14 protein-coding genes, 1 tRNA gene and 1 pseudogene are annotated in these 15,362 nt (G+C 33.0%); 9 read left to right on the top strand and 7 right to left on the bottom strand.

The window, feature by feature from the left end:
• Positions 1-46: 46 nt before the first annotated feature.
• Positions 47-991 (bottom strand): FKBP-type peptidyl-prolyl cis-trans isomerase, encoded by a 945-nt coding sequence (locus AC2D6V_RS11880; RefSeq protein WP_484648414.1) that lies wholly within the window; start codon positions 989-991, stop codon positions 47-49.
• Positions 992-1,071: 80 nt separating this feature from the next.
• On the opposite strand from AC2D6V_RS11880, the gene AC2D6V_RS11875 reads away from it, so the two are divergent.
• Together AC2D6V_RS11875 and AC2D6V_RS11870 are read left to right on the top strand one after the other, a co-directional pair.
• The gene (locus tag AC2D6V_RS11875) at positions 1,072-1,443 is read left to right on the top strand and encodes an RNA-binding S4 domain-containing protein (protein WP_484648413.1); all 372 of its coding nucleotides are present in this window, start codon (positions 1,072-1,074) and stop codon (positions 1,441-1,443) included.
• Positions 1,444-1,472: 29 nt separating this feature from the next.
• A complete protein-coding gene (locus tag AC2D6V_RS11870; RefSeq protein WP_484648412.1) occupies positions 1,473-1,976 on the top strand; it encodes a phosphoribosyltransferase family protein in 504 nt (167 codons plus the stop codon).
• Here the strand turns inward: AC2D6V_RS11870 and AC2D6V_RS11865 are convergent.
• Positions 1,968-2,489, bottom strand: coding sequence for a shikimate kinase (locus tag AC2D6V_RS11865; RefSeq protein WP_484648411.1), 522 nt, complete (start codon positions 2,487-2,489; stop codon positions 1,968-1,970). The two genes, AC2D6V_RS11870 and AC2D6V_RS11865, sit on opposite strands and share 9 nt — an antisense overlap.
• A 144-nt stretch (positions 2,490-2,633) precedes the next feature.
• Between AC2D6V_RS11865 and AC2D6V_RS11860 the strand changes: the two genes are divergently transcribed.
• Together AC2D6V_RS11860 and AC2D6V_RS11855 are read left to right on the top strand one after the other, a co-directional pair.
• Positions 2,634-2,706: transfer RNA gene (locus AC2D6V_RS11860), tRNA-Lys, on the top strand.
• Positions 2,707-2,949: 243 nt separating this feature from the next.
• Positions 2,950-3,195 carry an Arm DNA-binding domain-containing protein gene (locus AC2D6V_RS11855; RefSeq protein WP_484648410.1) on the top strand — a complete coding sequence of 82 codons (246 nt, stop codon included), beginning with the start codon at positions 2,950-2,952 and terminating at the stop codon, positions 3,193-3,195.
• Here AC2D6V_RS11855 and fbp read toward each other — a convergent pair.
• The 4 genes and pseudogenes from fbp to rhaD all read right to left on the bottom strand — a co-directional run.
• A pseudogene (gene fbp / locus AC2D6V_RS11850) lies at positions 3,166-3,930 on the bottom strand (class 1 fructose-bisphosphatase); the annotation flags it as partial. The gene AC2D6V_RS11855 and the pseudogene fbp overlap by 30 nt on opposite strands.
• A gap of 33 nt (positions 3,931-3,963) precedes the next feature.
• On the bottom strand, positions 3,964-5,283 hold the full coding sequence (locus AC2D6V_RS11845) for an FGGY family carbohydrate kinase (RefSeq protein ID WP_484648409.1): 1,320 nt from the start codon (positions 5,281-5,283) through the stop codon (positions 3,964-3,966).
• Positions 5,284-5,444: 161 nt separating this feature from the next.
• Positions 5,445-7,229, bottom strand: coding sequence for an L-fucose isomerase (locus AC2D6V_RS11840; RefSeq protein ID WP_484648408.1), 1,785 nt, complete (start codon positions 7,227-7,229; stop codon positions 5,445-5,447).
• A 34-nt stretch (positions 7,230-7,263) separates the two neighbouring features.
• Positions 7,264-8,058 carry a rhamnulose-1-phosphate aldolase gene (gene rhaD / locus AC2D6V_RS11835; RefSeq protein ID WP_484648407.1) on the bottom strand — a complete coding sequence of 265 codons (795 nt, stop codon included), beginning with the start codon at positions 8,056-8,058 and terminating at the stop codon, positions 7,264-7,266.
• Between the two features lie 109 nt (positions 8,059-8,167).
• Here rhaD and AC2D6V_RS11830 point away from each other — a divergent pair, with 109 nt between their 5' ends.
• The 5 genes from AC2D6V_RS11830 (at position 8,168) to AC2D6V_RS11810 (ending at position 13,648) form a co-directional block, all read left to right on the top strand.
• Positions 8,168-9,067 carry a helix-turn-helix domain-containing protein gene (locus tag AC2D6V_RS11830; RefSeq protein WP_484648406.1) on the top strand — a complete coding sequence of 300 codons (900 nt, stop codon included), beginning with the start codon at positions 8,168-8,170 and terminating at the stop codon, positions 9,065-9,067.
• 335 nt (positions 9,068-9,402) lie between these two features.
• Complete coding sequence (aldA, locus tag AC2D6V_RS11825; protein ID WP_484648405.1) at positions 9,403-10,842, top strand: aldehyde dehydrogenase; 1,440 nt, start codon at positions 9,403-9,405, stop codon at positions 10,840-10,842.
• 130 nt (positions 10,843-10,972) lie between these two features.
• The gene (gene fucP, locus AC2D6V_RS11820) at positions 10,973-12,274 is read left to right on the top strand and encodes an L-fucose:H+ symporter permease (RefSeq protein ID WP_484648404.1); all 1,302 of its coding nucleotides are present in this window, start codon (positions 10,973-10,975) and stop codon (positions 12,272-12,274) included.
• Between the two features lie 30 nt (positions 12,275-12,304).
• A complete protein-coding gene (locus AC2D6V_RS11815) occupies positions 12,305-12,460 on the top strand; it encodes a hypothetical protein (RefSeq protein WP_484648403.1) in 156 nt (51 codons plus the stop codon).
• Between the two features lie 21 nt (positions 12,461-12,481).
• Positions 12,482-13,648 carry an alpha-hydroxy acid oxidase gene (locus AC2D6V_RS11810; protein WP_484648402.1) on the top strand — a complete coding sequence of 389 codons (1,167 nt, stop codon included), beginning with the start codon at positions 12,482-12,484 and terminating at the stop codon, positions 13,646-13,648.
• A 104-nt stretch (positions 13,649-13,752) separates the two neighbouring features.
• Here the strand turns inward: AC2D6V_RS11810 and AC2D6V_RS11805 are convergent, their stop codons facing one another.
• Complete coding sequence (locus AC2D6V_RS11805; protein WP_484648401.1) at positions 13,753-15,339, bottom strand: type IV secretory system conjugative DNA transfer family protein; 1,587 nt, start codon at positions 15,337-15,339, stop codon at positions 13,753-13,755.
• Positions 15,340-15,362 lie beyond the last annotated feature (23 nt).

Genomic DNA, 15,362 nt, shown 5'->3' with positions numbered 1-15,362 from the left:
TCAAATAATCTAATCTCTAAATAAATTACAGCTATCAGAATTGCAACTAATTTGAATCTGTCTCTTCTGGATCTAAATACTTGGGAATATTATTAGCACCAATATCATTAGAAGGATCTCCATCACCATTGGTGTCTTCATTAATAGTTAATACACCATCACCATCATCATCTGCATCAAAATAATTCGGCAAACCGTCATTATCCGTATCGTCTCCATCTAAAGTATCAGCATCAGTATTTAAAAGGAATTCTCCATCTCCATTTAAATCTTCTAAATATGAAGGAATACCATCGGCATCATGATCGTTTTCAAATGTTTGAAACAACTCAAACTTAAACATAATTGGTGTATAAGCTCCAATTATTCCAGGTCCACTTGAAAAATATGCTAAACCAGAAGGTAAGAACATAATTCCTAATCCGTTATTTACATAATCAATGGAACCATCACCTGCTTCGATAAATGATTCAGAAACATTAAACTGTGGTATTACTTTTCTCCATCCAGGAATTAATGATACTAAATCAAAATCAACAGGAGTTACCGCACTGTCAAAAACCCTCCCGTCTAATAAAAAGCCTTCATAGCTTAAGCGAACATTATCAGCAAAGGACGGTGACTCAGAGCCTCCTCCTTGATTCAATTTTAAAATATAATATTCGTAGTTTGTATCAGAAAAAATGACAGATAAAGGATCTCCAACTGCATCAATTAACTTCGTATGATTAGCTGGAGCTATTGTTTCTCCTTCAGCAAATTCAGTTATAACTATATCCGTTATACTTGGGTCTGTATTCCCTATAAAATCTCCTGAATTATAATAATGAGTTCCTAAATAATCTTGTAGTGTAGCTATATCTTCTATCTGCTGCTCTGCTCTATCTCTTAACTCAACTGTTATTACATCATTACCAGCATCATCTTTTTTACAAGAAGAAAAAACAAGTACAAAACATAAAATATATAAACTAACCTTTCCTATTCTCATTATTGCTATTTTTGAGGCGCAAGATACAATTTTAATATAATTTTGCACAAGAACATTAACGTAGTTTTCACAATAATAATATGCGTATAGACAAGTATTTATGGTGTATTAGGTATTATAAAACAAGAACCCTTGCAACAACTGCATGCAAAAAAGGACAAGTTCGAGTTAATGATGAAATTGTAAAACCCAGTAGAGAAGTTTACCCATTGGACAAAATTGAATTAAGGAAAAACCAAATACGTTACCAATTAACGGTTAATGATATACCGGAAAGTAGAATTGGTGCTAAGCTTGTAGATATTTATAGAATTGACACCACTCCTAAAGACGCCTTTGAAGCCCAAGAATTACTCAAGTACTCCAATGATTATTATAGAAAAAAAGGGGTTGGACGACCAACAAAAAAAGATAGAAGAGATATTGATGATTTTACTGATAAAAATGAGTAATTTTATTTTTCCTAAAATATTAATGATAAATGACAGCTAAAAATAATGTGATTCTTAATCATAATGAAATCACTCACAAAATAAGACGTATTGCTTTTCAAATTTATGAGAATAATGTAAATGAAAAAGATATTATTCTGGCCGGTATTGATAGTAATGGGTATATATTGGCAAAAAAATTAAAATTAGCACTTTCAAAAATATCTGATATAAAACCGATACTTTGCAAAGTAAGTATTGATAAAAAGAATCCCTGGTCAGAAATAAAAACGTCCATCCCATCTTCTGAATATAAAGATAAATCCTTGGTTTTGGTAGACGATGTCTTAAACTCTGGAACGACGTTAATTTATGGCGTAAAGCATTTTTTAAATGTACCGTTGAAAAAATTTAAAACTGCTGTTCTGGTTAATAGAAACCATAAAAAATATCCTGTAAAAGCCGATTTTAAAGGAATTTCTTTATCAACCTCGCTTCATGAGCATGTTAATGTGTTTTTAGAAGGCAAAAACTTTGAGGCTGTTTTAGAATAACTCGCAAATAATATCCTCTACAATTTCATCTTTTGTTTTATTATCAATGGTAATTTTTATTTCCGCTTGATTATAAAAAGTTGTACGTTCAAATAGATGTTTGCCTATAAACTCAGTCATAGCTTCCTCAGTTTCAATGTGAGCAATCAAAGGTCGCTGTTCCTTTTTCGCTATAAGTTTTTTTACTAAAGTTGGAATTTTAGCTTTTAAATAAATGCTTTCCACATTTTCAGCATTTATAATAAGATTCATATTATCAGTATAACATGGTGTTCCTCCGCCTACAGATAATATGATATTGTTTTTAATATTTAATAGCTCCTTCAGATAAAAAGATTCTTTTTTTCTGAAATAAATTTCTCCTTTTAATTTAAAAATTTCTGTTACAGATGCATCTTCTTTTTCTTCAATAAAATCATCTAAATCTATAAAATTATAACTCAATTTTTTAGCCAATTTTTTCCCAATACTAGACTTACCAGAAGCCATATACCCAATTAATACTAATATCATTTTTATGCTATAAATTGATTATTAAAAACATACGATTAAGTAGTGCAAAAAAACAAAAATTTCTTCAAAAAAAGTATTGTTTTATTAATTAAACATTTTATATTTGCACCCGCTAACAGCAATGTGTTAGCATTTTTAATTAATGACCTGGTAGCTCAGTTGGTAGAGCATCTCCCTTTTAAGGAGAGGGTCCTGGGTTCGAGCCCCAGCCCGGTCACTAAATCGGATATCATCCGAAATCAAAACCTTGCTAATTTTATGATTAGCAAGGTTTTATAGTTTTTAGGCAATCATTTAATTTGATGTTGTTTAGTTTTAAAAGGTCACAAATCGTCAACATATTTTAAAACTGTCAACATAACTGTCAACATATTGATAGATTGAATATAACTAAATTTTATTTTATATAGTTGATTTGACTTTCGTCTCAAATATTGTTTAACAATTAAAGACGACAACTATGCGTACTTCTTCAACATTTTCTATCCTATTTTGGATATATGCCGCACGTGCAAAAAACAATCAAACTGACATTTACGTTCGAATTACTGTAAACGGAAAACGAGTTAACATCAGTTTAAAGAAAAAAATTGATGTAAATTCTTGGGATGTGAAATCTCAAAAAATTAAAGGTAATGGAAAAACAGCCAGAGAAATCAACCACTATCTAAATGATTATCATATTCCTATGAAAATCAGAAACTAAAGATCCAATATACCTGACAGTGTACGGTCTATCCTTTTCATCTTTTTGACAATACTTAATATAATTTTTCACGCCTTGCGGAAAGCGAGTGTAGTTACCTTCATTAACTGAATATATGTTGCCCTTTTTTGGAATTTTTATGTTTGCATGAGATAGATAGAAAGAGCCAATGGCTGGGTTTAAAGTGAATCCGTTAACACCATCTCCTGTTGTATATACCAGCATAGTCGATGTACCGTAAATGACATATCCCGCAGCTATTTGTTCCTTCCCTGCTTGTAAAAAATCTTTAAGTTCAACTGGTGTTCCTACTTGAGTAACTCTTCTAAATATTGAAAAGATAGTTCCAACAGAAGCATTTACATCAATATTAGAAGAGCCATCCAAGGGATCCATTAAAACCACATATTTTCCTTTATGAGCATTATTGCTTCCGCTTATGGTAATAAATTCATCTTCTTCTTCAGAAACGATACCACAAGCGATATCTCTATTTTTTATGGCTTGAATAAATTTTTCGTTTGCAAAGACATCTAATTTTTGTTGGTCTTCTCCTTGTACATTAACATCTCCTGCACCTCCAATAATATCAACAAGTCCTGCTTTATTAACCTCATGACTAACCATTTTTGCAGCAAGCCTAATACCGTTTAAAAGTTTTGATAATTCTCCACTCGAAAACGGGAATGCATTTTGGTTCTCAATAATGAATTCTCCTAAGGTTATTTTTTTCATACTCCTTATAGTTTTATTTAATAATAGTCTTGGTTAATTATTTAAATAATCTTTCATTAACATAGCGGCACCAAAGGCACTAGCATTTTTCCTCTTAGGAAATTGGATGTTTTGCTTTGGCATCATTTGGGTTAAATATTCCACGAAAATATCGTTTCTATTAAAGCCTCCAGAAATATAAACGTCTTTCAAATTATTATTTGAGTCTAAAATACGTTCAATACCAAGATAAACACGATGGCTTATTTCAAAAATTAATTGATAATAGGCTTCTTCATAGGTATTATAATTACTAAGTTGGTGTAAATCACCAATAAAATTTGAAGCAATTTCATTTGGAAAAAACACAGACTTAGACCTAGAAAAAATCTTTGCACATAGTGCTTTGTTCAGTGTAAGTTCCAAATAATGGTTTTTATCAACATAAAAATATTCGCTTAGTTTTATAGCATTAACTTCATGTACGCGACCTAAAAACTGCATAGAAGATTTTATTTGCTTTTTGTCTGGTGTCATAAAACACAAACAATCATTCTTCAATTGATTTGCTGTTAAAGTTTCCTTGCTGAAAGGGTTCATACAGATAATCCATGTTCCTGTAGAAAGTAGAACGAATTCGTTCGCAGAGTTTTCATGACTTTCCAATAATGGAATTATAGAAGAAGAACTATCGTGCAACCCTTTGCCAATATAAATATCTTGACCATTTATGACTGATAAAGTTGCATTTTTTCCAGGCTTGGGTTCAGGTAAATTGATATCCTCTTGGGCTAGCCAGTCATGATATTCCATATCATCATAGTTCCAAGTCGCTGTATGCGCACCAACAGATGTAAAATCAGCAGTTACTTTTTTAGAAAATAAATAACTTAAATACTGTGGATAATGCAAAATGGCATCAACCTGCTTCCAAAAATGAGGCTTGCTGTTTTTTAGCCAATACATTTGTAAACCAGAGTTTAGCATACCATAAGCAGGTGATGCCGTTTTTCTTGAAAATTCTTCAACACCACCGTATGTATCATAAAACGGTGTGAAATCAACATCTAAAGGTTTTAAATAATTATAAAGCGGTGTGATTCGATTTCCTTCTTTATCTAAATACACCAAAGTGGCTCCATGAGTAGAGAAGTTAATGGCTTTTATCCTAAATTCATTTTTCTCTTGAATGATCTTTATTTCAGTTTTTATCCACTTTTCAATAGATTCAATATCATCACACGGGTAATTATCATCATCTAGAACTTCCTCAAAACGTACAGAATTCTTATAGACAACATCAAAGTTTTCATCAAACAAAAATATTTTTTTATTGGTTTTCCCAATATCAAAAACGGCTATAACCTTTTTCATTTTTTTTAATTTATGGAATGAAAAGCATCTCTTTGCTATTGTTTTGCAGAACTTAACAAGGGAAATCGCTTAAAATGATCATAAAAAGAATTTAGAAATCAATACTAAGGACTAACTCAAATAATATATTACTAATTCTATTTTAGAATATAATTTAGATTTTATTTAAAACCGTAAATAGAGCCGTAAGTACCACAAGCTCTATAATCAGCACCTTCTAGGTTTTCACCAAATGCTGACCAAGCACTTGGACGAAAAACATCCTCATCAGAAATATTATGCATATTTACAGGGATTCTTAACATCGCTGCTAATGAAATTAAATCAGCTCCTATATGTCCACAAGAAATAGCACCATGGTTAGCACCCCATTTTGACATAACAGTATAAACATCTTTGAAGTATCCTTGTCCTGTTAACCTAGGCACAAACCACGTAGTTGGCCATGTAGGATTTGTTCTTTCATCTAAAACAGAATGTATATCTTGCGGTAATTCAACACTCCAACCTTCAACTACTTGTAAAACGGGTCCAATACCTTTTACTAAGTTTATTCTGCACATAGTTAAAGGCATAGTACCTTTTGTTTTAAACTGAGATGAGAAACCACCACCTCTAAAGTACTCCCCAATGGCTGCAGGCCATTTTGTATTATCCAAACATTTTTGTGCTTCTTCTTCAGAAATTTCCCAAAATGGTTTCATAGTTGGATTTCCATCTTTATCAGACTGTTGTGCTGTGGCATCTAACGTAGTTGAACCAGAGTTTATTAAGTGAATAATACCGTCTTTGGCAATACCCGTTAATTTTTTTCCTGTTACACGTTCTACAGATTCTGGACTCCAATAGGTTCTAACATCTGAGAACAACTGTGCTGTGTTGGTTAATAAATGTCCGAATAACATAGAAACAGCATTTAAGCAATCATTTTCAGTAGCGAACACAAAAGCTTGACGAATACCATTCCAATCGAAAGATGAGTTTAATATAGATTCTGTAAAATCTGCATTTGGTTGGTAATCGGTCCATTGACGTTGCCCTTGAAAACCTCCCATAATGGCATTTCTTCCTTTAGCTTCTTCGCCAAAACCTAGTGCTTTTAATTTAGGATTTCCAATCATTATATCACGACAAATTAATGTCATTTTAACAACTTTTTCCCATTCTTGCTCTTTAACATCTGCAGCCTTTTGAGCCTCTGGACTGTTATAATCTTTTCCTTCAACACAGTTTTCTTTAGTCCAAGCTAAAGCTTTTTCATATTCATCTTTATCATAAATACCTTCATCTATACGGCGCAATATTTCAACAGATTCTACAAATTCTGCTCTTATTCCTAAGTAATCTTGTAAAAAATTAATGTCCACCATAGAGCCAGCAATTCCCATAGAACTATAACCAATTGACAAGTATGATTTTCCATTCATCTGAGCAACGGCTAAAGCAGCTTTTGTAAAACGCAATAGTTTTTTTTCGACATCTTTAGGGATACTCATATCGCCAGCATCTTGTACTTCTCTTCCGTAAATTCCAAAAGCGGGTAATCCCTTTTGTGAATATCCAGCTAAAGCAGCTGCTAAATAAACAGCTCCAGGTCTTTCAGTTCCATTAAATCCCCAAACAGCTTTTGGCATTAATGGGTCCGTATCCATAACTTCTGTACCGTAACACCAACAAGGGGTTACTGTTAAAGAAACCTCTACACCTTCTCTTTTAAATTTATCTGCACATGCAGCAGCATCTGCAACTCCACCAATGGTAGTATCAGCAATAACGCATTCTACTTTTTCTCCACTCGGGAAACGCAAATGATCTTCAATTAATTTTGCTGCGGCTTTTGCCATATCCATGCATTGGTCTTCCAATGATTCTCTCACTCCTGCTTCACGTCCATCAATTACTGGTCTTATACCTACCTTTGGTAGTCTTCCTATTAATCTATTCATAAGTTATGACTTTAATTTAGTTAGCGGTTAATTTTTATATAAACTGTTCTAATTCTGTTAACTGTGCATTAGAAAGTCCAGCTGGTTTAAATCCTGCTGCCCAACACATTATTAACATCTTAGCGCCTTTATTTGCCACATCTAAAAAATCCCATGCTTTCATTACATCGGGAGCTGTAGCTGTTGCACCATGCTTTTCCCATAAAGAAACATTTCTTGTTTTAAAAGCTTCTATTGTTACTTTTGCTAAAGATTCAGTGCTTGATAAGGCATAAGGAGTACAATGAATTCCTTTAGGTACAAAAACTTTTACCTCAGGGCACATCATCCATATTTGTCTGTTTAACTCTTCTTCGTTATCAAACAATTCATGATGACTCATACAAATCAATTCTAAAGGATGTGTATGCACAACTGCCAAGTTTTCTGGATGATGAATTGAATTAAATAAATGAATACTTGAGTGCGAAATCAACTCACAAGTTGGGCCAAAATTTTCACGCTTTCCTCCCCAGATAATGGAATATGCAGTTGCGTCTTCATTTATATATAGGATACAAGAAACTTCTTCAAGTTTATTTACTAAGTCTCTTAGGTAGCATCCTGTACCAGTAATATAAATTACAAATCCTGCTGCTCCTTTTGGAAAATCAAATGGTACTTCAGTTCCAATACCTTGTACTTCTTCTTTTGTAAAGTATGAAGTTAAATTCATAGAAATGTTTCCTGCATTTCGTTCTGCCCATTCACGTTGCCATAAATAACCAGCGACTTCAGATACTTGCTTTAATTCTTTTTGTACTTCAATAGGAAGCTTTATATCGCTCATAAAAATCTTTATTATAGTTTTTAAAACGACACAAAGTTAACTGGAACTAAGATGTAATTCGATATTCAAAATTTGTATATTTGTGTATAATTCAAACATTGCCCTTAAAATGAAGTTTGTTAAAGCGCCAAATTCTGGTGATCCATCTACTAATAATCAGCAATTTATAGACGTCAAATTAAAGATGCTATGCTGTAGATATTGGTATTTAGATTTGTGGGATTGTCATGATATGATATTTCCTTTTTGGCGTATATATTGGAATAAAAATGAAGGCGGAGAATTAAAGCTCCAAGAGGAAACCTATAAAATGGATCCCAATTACCTATATATAATTTCCCCATTTACATCTTTTTCTACACGTTTTTTAAAAAATCACAAGCATGTTTCTGGAATACATGTTTCTGGCAAAAATTTGACAAAATTTCATAATGAATCGGATTACGAAAAAAAGTCGTTGATCCATTTTTTCACACACTTCAATTTAGGAACGCCTTTTGACAATGTATTTCCTGGGATTTTTAAGATTGAACTATCTAATCATCTTAAAGAAAGATTACTTTATATTACTGAAAGATTAAGAATGGAAAATTATGATTTTAAACTAACCTTTAATTTAAAATTACAGTCTTTTATCCAAGAGGTGCTTTCAAATATAGGGCCTCAATTATGGAAAACCATAAATATAGACCAACGTGTATTAACTGTGCATAGGTATATAGAGGCTAGTGTTGGAGAAAAATTAAGTAACTCAGAATTGGCCTCTCTTGTAAATATGGCACCTAACTCGTTTGCAAGATTGTTTAAAGAAGAAATGCACATTACACTACATAGCTTTATTCAAAACAGAAAAATAGCCAAAGCTTGTGAATTGTTTGAACACTCAAATGAAACTATAGAAAATGTATCTTATAATCTTGGTTTTTCGGATCGTTACCATTTTTCTAGGGTATTTAAATCTATAACTGGTATTAGTCCTGCAGTTTATAAATCTGGCAGATATACTTAAATTTATTTCTTACATCTTATTGTTTTCAAATACAGCCTTAATTTTCAACATAAACTACATTAATGTTATAGTTTATAGTACCCATATATACTTTTTTTATAAAAACAAACTTATCCAATAATTCTATAATGTTTAAATTATACATAAAGTAGATTATAATGGATAAATTTTAATTAAACCTCTTGCTTTACTTTTGTATTATCCAATATTTTAATATAGTATTTGCTTTATTGTTGTAGATATTAATATTTAAAGAAATCTGGAGTTGAACATATTATAATCTGCTATTTTTTTAGCTGATGAAAATCTAAACCAAATTTAATTAAAACTAAATTATGAAAGAATTTAATCAATACATTAATGGAAGATTTGTAAACTCTACATCTTCTGAAATGACAGAAGTTTTAAATCCATGTACGGAAGAAGTTTTATCTCTTATTCCAAAAGGGTCAGTAATAGATGCAAATAACGCAATGGAAGCAGCACAAGCTTCTCAACATGCATGGAAATCATTAACAGCCATTGAAAGAGCAGGTTATTTGCATAAAATGGCTGATGTTATTAGAGCTAACAGAGTATTCTTAGCAGAAACTTTGGCCAAAGAACAAGCAAAAGTAATAGGTTTGGCCCAAGTTGAAATTGATGTAACTGCCGATTATTATGACTATAACGCAGGATGGGCAAGAAGAATAGAAGGAGAAATTATTCAAAGTGACCGTAAAAAGGAACACATCTTTTTACATAAAGCACCAATTGGAGTAGCAGTTGGTATTTGTCCTTGGAACTTTCCATTCTTTGTTGCAGCTCGTAAAATAGCACCGTCTTTAGTTACAGGAAATACATGTGTAGTTAAACCAAGTTGCATTGCTCCGAACACTATTATGGAGTTTGCAAAATTAATTGAGAATATAGAATTACCAGCTGGAGTTTTAAATTTTGTTTTAGGTAAAGGAACTATTGTTGGAAACGCTTTAACGAAAAGCCCAATTGCCGGTATCGTTAGTTTAACAGGTAGTGTGTTTGCTGGTCAAAAAATCATGGAAGCAGCAGCTGAAAATATTACTAAAGTATCCTTAGAATTAGGAGGTAAAGCACCCGCTATTGTTTGTGCAGATGCAGATTTGGAGCTCGCAGTAGACGCTGTTGTTTCGTCAAGAGTTATTTTTAGCGGACAAGTGTGTAATTGTGCAGAGCGTGTTTATGTTGAAGATTCAATATTTGACGAATTCATGGATAAAGTTGCTAAAAAAATGTCTGAAGTCAAAGTTGAAGATGCGTTTTCGGATAACAATCCAGATATGAGTAGTATGGTATCCAAAGACCAGATAGATAAAGTTTCAGAAATGGTTGAATATGCTAAAAAAGAAGGTGCCGAAGTTGTAATAGGCGGCGGTCGTTCAGCTGGTTTTGATAAAGGTTATTTTTACCAACCAACCTTATTAACAAACGTCAAGCAAGATATGCAAATTGTTCAAGAAGAAGTTTTTGGACCTGTTTTACCAGTAATGAAATTTGGAACTTTAGATGAGGCTATAGCAATGTCTAACGATACTGAATTTGGTTTAACCTCATCTATTTTTTCTGAAAATTTCAACAAGGTAATGCACGCTTGTGATCAACTAGAATTTGGTGAGACTTATGTAAATAGAGAGCATTTTGAAGCGATTCAAGGATTCCATGCTGGATGGAAAAAATCAGGATTGGGTGGTGCAGATGGTAAACATGGTATGGAAGAGTATTTACAAACCAAAGTTATTTATGCACAGTACCGATAGTTTCTTTTAATTTTTTAGTTGAATGAAAAAGCGTGTTCAGTAATTATTATATGTAGTATTAATGACACGCTTTTTATATTTATTACTTCAACAGTTTCATTTACTATAAACACAAATTCAAAAAAATCAAATGTATAAAACAAACGACATCCCCGTAGTATCAAAAGAAGTTTTACTACCATTTATTTTAGTAACATTACTATTTGCTTTATGGGGGTTTGCAAACGATATTACAAACCCTTTGGTTGCGGCTTTTGGGACAGTTATGGAAATATCTACAGCAAAGGCTGCGTTAGTTCAGTTTGCATTTTACGGAGGCTACGCAACTATGGCTATTCCTGCAGCACTTTTTGTTCGAAAATATAGTTATAAAAAAGGTATCCTTTTAGGCCTTGCTTTATATGCTTTTGGGGCGTTGTTATTTTATCCTGCTGCTCAATTTGAGGTATTTGGATTCTTTCTAGGGTCATTATATATCTTAACCTTTGGATTAGCTTTTTTAGAAACTACAGCAAATCCATACATACTATCCATGGGAGATGAGCGTACTGCAACTAGACGCTTAAATTTAGCCCAAGCATTCAATCCAATAGGTTCTTTGTTTGGGATGTTTGTAGCGTCAAAGTTTATACTGACAGCCTTAGATTCTGATAAAAGAAATGAAATGGGGGAGCTTATTTTTAACACTCTAGGAGAAGCAAAAAAAGCAATTATTAGAACTCACGATTTAGCAATTATTAGAAACCCCTATGTTATTCTTGGTGTTGTGGTTATAGCCATGTTTATTATCATTGCCATATCCAAAATGCCAAAACGGGATAAATCTGAAAACCAGGGTTCTCCTCTCGATTCATTTAAAAGACTCTTCAGTAATGTAAAATATAGAGAAGGCGTATTTGCGCAATTATTTTATGTTGCAGCACAAATAATGTGTTGGACGTTTATAATTCAATATGCAGATAATTTAGGTATTTCAAAATCTACAGCTCAAAATTATAACATTGTGGCTATGTCTATTTTCTTGTCAAGTAGATTTATTTCTACGTATTTAATGAAGTATATAAATTCTAAAAAATTGCTTACAATATTTGCTATTTGTGCTATGATAACAATTTCAGGAGTTATTTTAATTGAAGGTATTATGGGTCTTTATTTGTTAGTAGCTACTTCGGCTTTTATGTCTTTAATGTTTCCAACAATATATGGAATAGCTTTAAATGGGTTAAGCGAAGAAGATTCTACTCTAGGAGCAGCAGGTTTAGTAATGGCCATTGTAGGAGGTGCATTAATGCCTATACTTCAAGGGAGCATAATAGACCTTGAAACCATTGGTTCTTTTGCTGCTGTTAATATATCATTCATATTGCCTTTTATATGTTTTTGTTTTATTGCTGTTTACGGATATAGAACTTTAAAAGTTCATAAAAACTAATTATTTGTAATTTAAAATAATTTATTAAACATGGAAATAAATGAAAAACACATAGAGGAATTAGGCTTCAAGGCTGAAAAAAAAGGCGTTTTTCCTGCTTGGCAGGCTTTAACAACCAAATTGCAAAAAGAAAAGGGGTTATATCTAAATGAAGCCGCTGAAATAGCATATCGCAGGTTAACTTAGGTAATTATTTATTAGAGTCTTATGACAAAGGAGATAAAAGAAATAAAGTTTAACACGAATTACCCCTCAATAGATGATTTGCGAAATAAAGCAAAAAAACAAATTCCAAAATTTGCTTTTGAATACCTTGATGGTGGTTGTAATGAAGATGTTAATCTACATAAAAACACCAAAGAAATACGTGATGTAGAATTACTTCCTTATTACTTAAGTAACCATACAGGTTCTAGTTTGAAAACTGAACTATTTGGTCATACTTATGATGCGCCTTTTGGAATAGCTCCTGTAGGATTACAAGGTCTTATGTGGCCTAATTCTCCTGAGATTTTAGCTAAAGCCGCTTACGAACATAACATCCCTTTTATATTAAGTACGGTAACAACTACCAGTATAGAAAGAGCCGCCGAAATTACTGATGGAAATGCTTGGTTTCAATTATATCATCCCGCTGTAAATAAATTAAGAGATGATATAATAAAAAGAGCTGAAGCTGCTGAATGTCCTGTTTTGGTTATTCTTTCTGATGTGCCGACTTTTGGCTTTCGACCTAGAGATATAAGAAATGGATTGGCAATGCCACCAAAAATGTCAATCAAAAATATATTACAAGTATTAGGTAAGCCAGAGTGGGCTTTAAATACTTTAAGATATGGACAACCTAGTTTTGAAACTCTAAAGCCCTATATGCCCAAAGGCTTAGACTTAAAACAACTCGGACAATTTATGGATCAAACCTTTTCTGGACGACTTAACGAAGAAAAAATAAAGCCTATCCGAGATATGTGGAAAGGTAAACTTGTTCTAAAAGGTGTTGCTAATGAGGTCGATGCAGAAAAAGCAATAAAATTAGGTTTGGATGGTATTATAGTATCTAATCATGGTGGGCGTCAATTAGATGCTGGAGAATCTGCAATAAAACCACTAACTAGAATTGCAGAAAAATATGGAAAAGAGATAAAAGTTATGATGGATAGTGGTTTGCGTTCTGGACCAGATATAGCAAGGACTATAGCTAGTGGTGCTGAGTTTACTTTCTTAGGGCGATCATTTATGTATGGGGTTTCGGCTCTGGGTAAAAATGGAGGAGATCATACTATTTCACTCTTAAAGGCAGAATTGCAACAAGTTATGGAACAAATTTGTTGTAAAAAGGTAAGTGATTTTAAAAATCACTTGATAAAAGGGTGAATTTTATTAAAAAACTAAGCTACCGTGCTTATTTTAAAGCACCCATAGATATGTGAGTTTAGAACAAGGATATAAGAGCATAGCTGCTTACTTGTTGTTTTTTGCTAATTATTAAATAGTGACTTCGCCTCCCTATGAATCCTTTTGAAATTCCTTTTAAGGTCTTTCTTTGAATATTTTTTTGCTTTAGGAAGTTCTTTTATAATGTCCTGTAATTTGAATTGTATTTTTTGATCATTGCCATCTGCAAAACTTATAAATTCGCCGGGTTTAAGTTTAAAGAAAATGTCAGCTCGTACTTTTGAGACTTCCTTTTCACCCTTGGTCACTCGCGTATCAAAGTTTAGATTATGCCCTTTATTAATACTAGTGGTTTTCATTTTAATGAGTTCAAAAAAGCGCTCGTAGTATTTTGCGGTGTCTGGGTCGTTCACCTTTCCGAAAAATTGATACGATAGATTGCTCAATATAGCTTTACTTACCTTATCGCCATACATGATATCATTTTGTACCTTGTCCTGCATCACATAAATAGTAGCAATGTTATAGCTTCTTAGTGTAGCAGGAATACGTTGCATGTTCAAGAGTCGAATGGTCGATGCTTCTTCCATCAATAAAAAAGAAGGCTTTCGGTGTCGCACGCTCATTTGTTTGATAATAGTGTGTATGACTGTCGCAATTAGTGGTGCATAAGCAGTTTCCAGTTTAGGATTATTAACCACTGAGATTACACCTGCTTTTTCCTGTCCGTTTATATCTAAAGGCACTTCATCTACAGATAAAGTCATAAAAGCCTGTTTTGAGCTAATCTTTTTTAAGGCATTGGAAAGGGTGCTTTTTACCCCCGCTGTTTGACGGTCAGAACCTTTACCACTGATAAAGGCATTGGCCATTCCTTTTGATGTTAAATCTGATTCCAAAAGGGTGATGAGACTGTTAGTATCCAAATATTGATAGATGGCAATCAAATGTGGCAGGGTGCAATACTCTGGGTGGGTGGTTTTGAGAATCCATATAAGTCCGCCTATAATCCCTTCAGCAGCATCTGTAAAGAATTTACCAGATGAGTTGGAAGCAGATTCTTTTTGTTCCAATAAATTTTCCAACAGAACTCGTGACACTTCATTGACACTCTCCTCATTTTCCATATACCGTCCTGCAATGGGATTGACCCGATGGTAGATGGTATCAAAGGAAATGATATAAAACGGAATGTCCTGGGTCTTAAAAAGCGGATAGGTCATTTCGGTAATTTCAAAATCCTTATAATCGTGGATGACACCTGAAAACTCCTTTTTGCTAAAGTGCTGCATAAAATTATAAACTACACTTTCAGTTTTCCCGCTTCCAGCTGCTCCGATAATGGAAGCGCCCCGTTTGATATTTTGTATAACTAACTTACCTCTCTTTAGCTTGAAATGTACCCGATACATTTTTTCAGACGGCTGTGTGCCCTCTCTTTCATGAAGAAAAACATACATCATTAGATTGATAAGCAATAAGGGGCATCCGATGGCAAGGGCTGTCTTATTTAGAAATGAGGGAGCGACTAAAAAAAGCATTCCAAAACCTGTTAGGAACAATACTAAATTCAGGGCAAAAGCATATCTGGATAGTATATAAAGCGCATAAAAAAGAGCAGATGCTACAAGTAGGGTCAGTAAAATGATTGTGAGATTAAAAGATTGCATAATATCTGTTTTTTTATGAATAA

It is taken from the genome of Algibacter sp. YIN40 (genome assembly GCF_057219435.1).
This window is presented reverse-complemented; position numbering and strand designations above follow the sequence as displayed.

Bases quoted from the DNA above. Each gene is read 5' to 3' on its own strand.
- AC2D6V_RS11880 (WP_484648414.1), bottom strand. From the start codon at position 991: ATGAGAATAGGAAAGGTTAGTTTATATATTTTATGTTTTGTACTTGTT.
- AC2D6V_RS11875 (WP_484648413.1), top strand. From the start codon at position 1,072: ATGCGTATAGACAAGTATTTATGGTGTATTAGGTATTATAAAACAAGA.
- AC2D6V_RS11870 (WP_484648412.1), top strand. From the start codon at position 1,473: ATGACAGCTAAAAATAATGTGATTCTTAATCATAATGAAATCACTCAC.
- AC2D6V_RS11865 (WP_484648411.1), bottom strand. From the start codon at position 2,489: ATGATATTAGTATTAATTGGGTATATGGCTTCTGGTAAGTCTAGTATT.
- AC2D6V_RS11855 (WP_484648410.1), top strand. From the start codon at position 2,950: ATGCGTACTTCTTCAACATTTTCTATCCTATTTTGGATATATGCCGCA.
- AC2D6V_RS11845 (WP_484648409.1), bottom strand. From the start codon at position 5,283: ATGAAAAAGGTTATAGCCGTTTTTGATATTGGGAAAACCAATAAAAAA.
- AC2D6V_RS11840 (WP_484648408.1), bottom strand. From the start codon at position 7,229: ATGAATAGATTAATAGGAAGACTACCAAAGGTAGGTATAAGACCAGTA.
- rhaD (WP_484648407.1), bottom strand. From the start codon at position 8,058: ATGAGCGATATAAAGCTTCCTATTGAAGTACAAAAAGAATTAAAGCAA.
- AC2D6V_RS11830 (WP_484648406.1), top strand. From the start codon at position 8,168: ATGAAGTTTGTTAAAGCGCCAAATTCTGGTGATCCATCTACTAATAAT.
- aldA (WP_484648405.1), top strand. From the start codon at position 9,403: ATGAAAGAATTTAATCAATACATTAATGGAAGATTTGTAAACTCTACA.
- fucP (WP_484648404.1), top strand. From the start codon at position 10,973: ATGTATAAAACAAACGACATCCCCGTAGTATCAAAAGAAGTTTTACTA.
- AC2D6V_RS11815 (WP_484648403.1), top strand. From the start codon at position 12,305: ATGGAAATAAATGAAAAACACATAGAGGAATTAGGCTTCAAGGCTGAA.
- AC2D6V_RS11810 (WP_484648402.1), top strand. From the start codon at position 12,482: ATGACAAAGGAGATAAAAGAAATAAAGTTTAACACGAATTACCCCTCA.
- AC2D6V_RS11805 (WP_484648401.1), bottom strand. From the start codon at position 15,339: ATGCAATCTTTTAATCTCACAATCATTTTACTGACCCTACTTGTAGCA.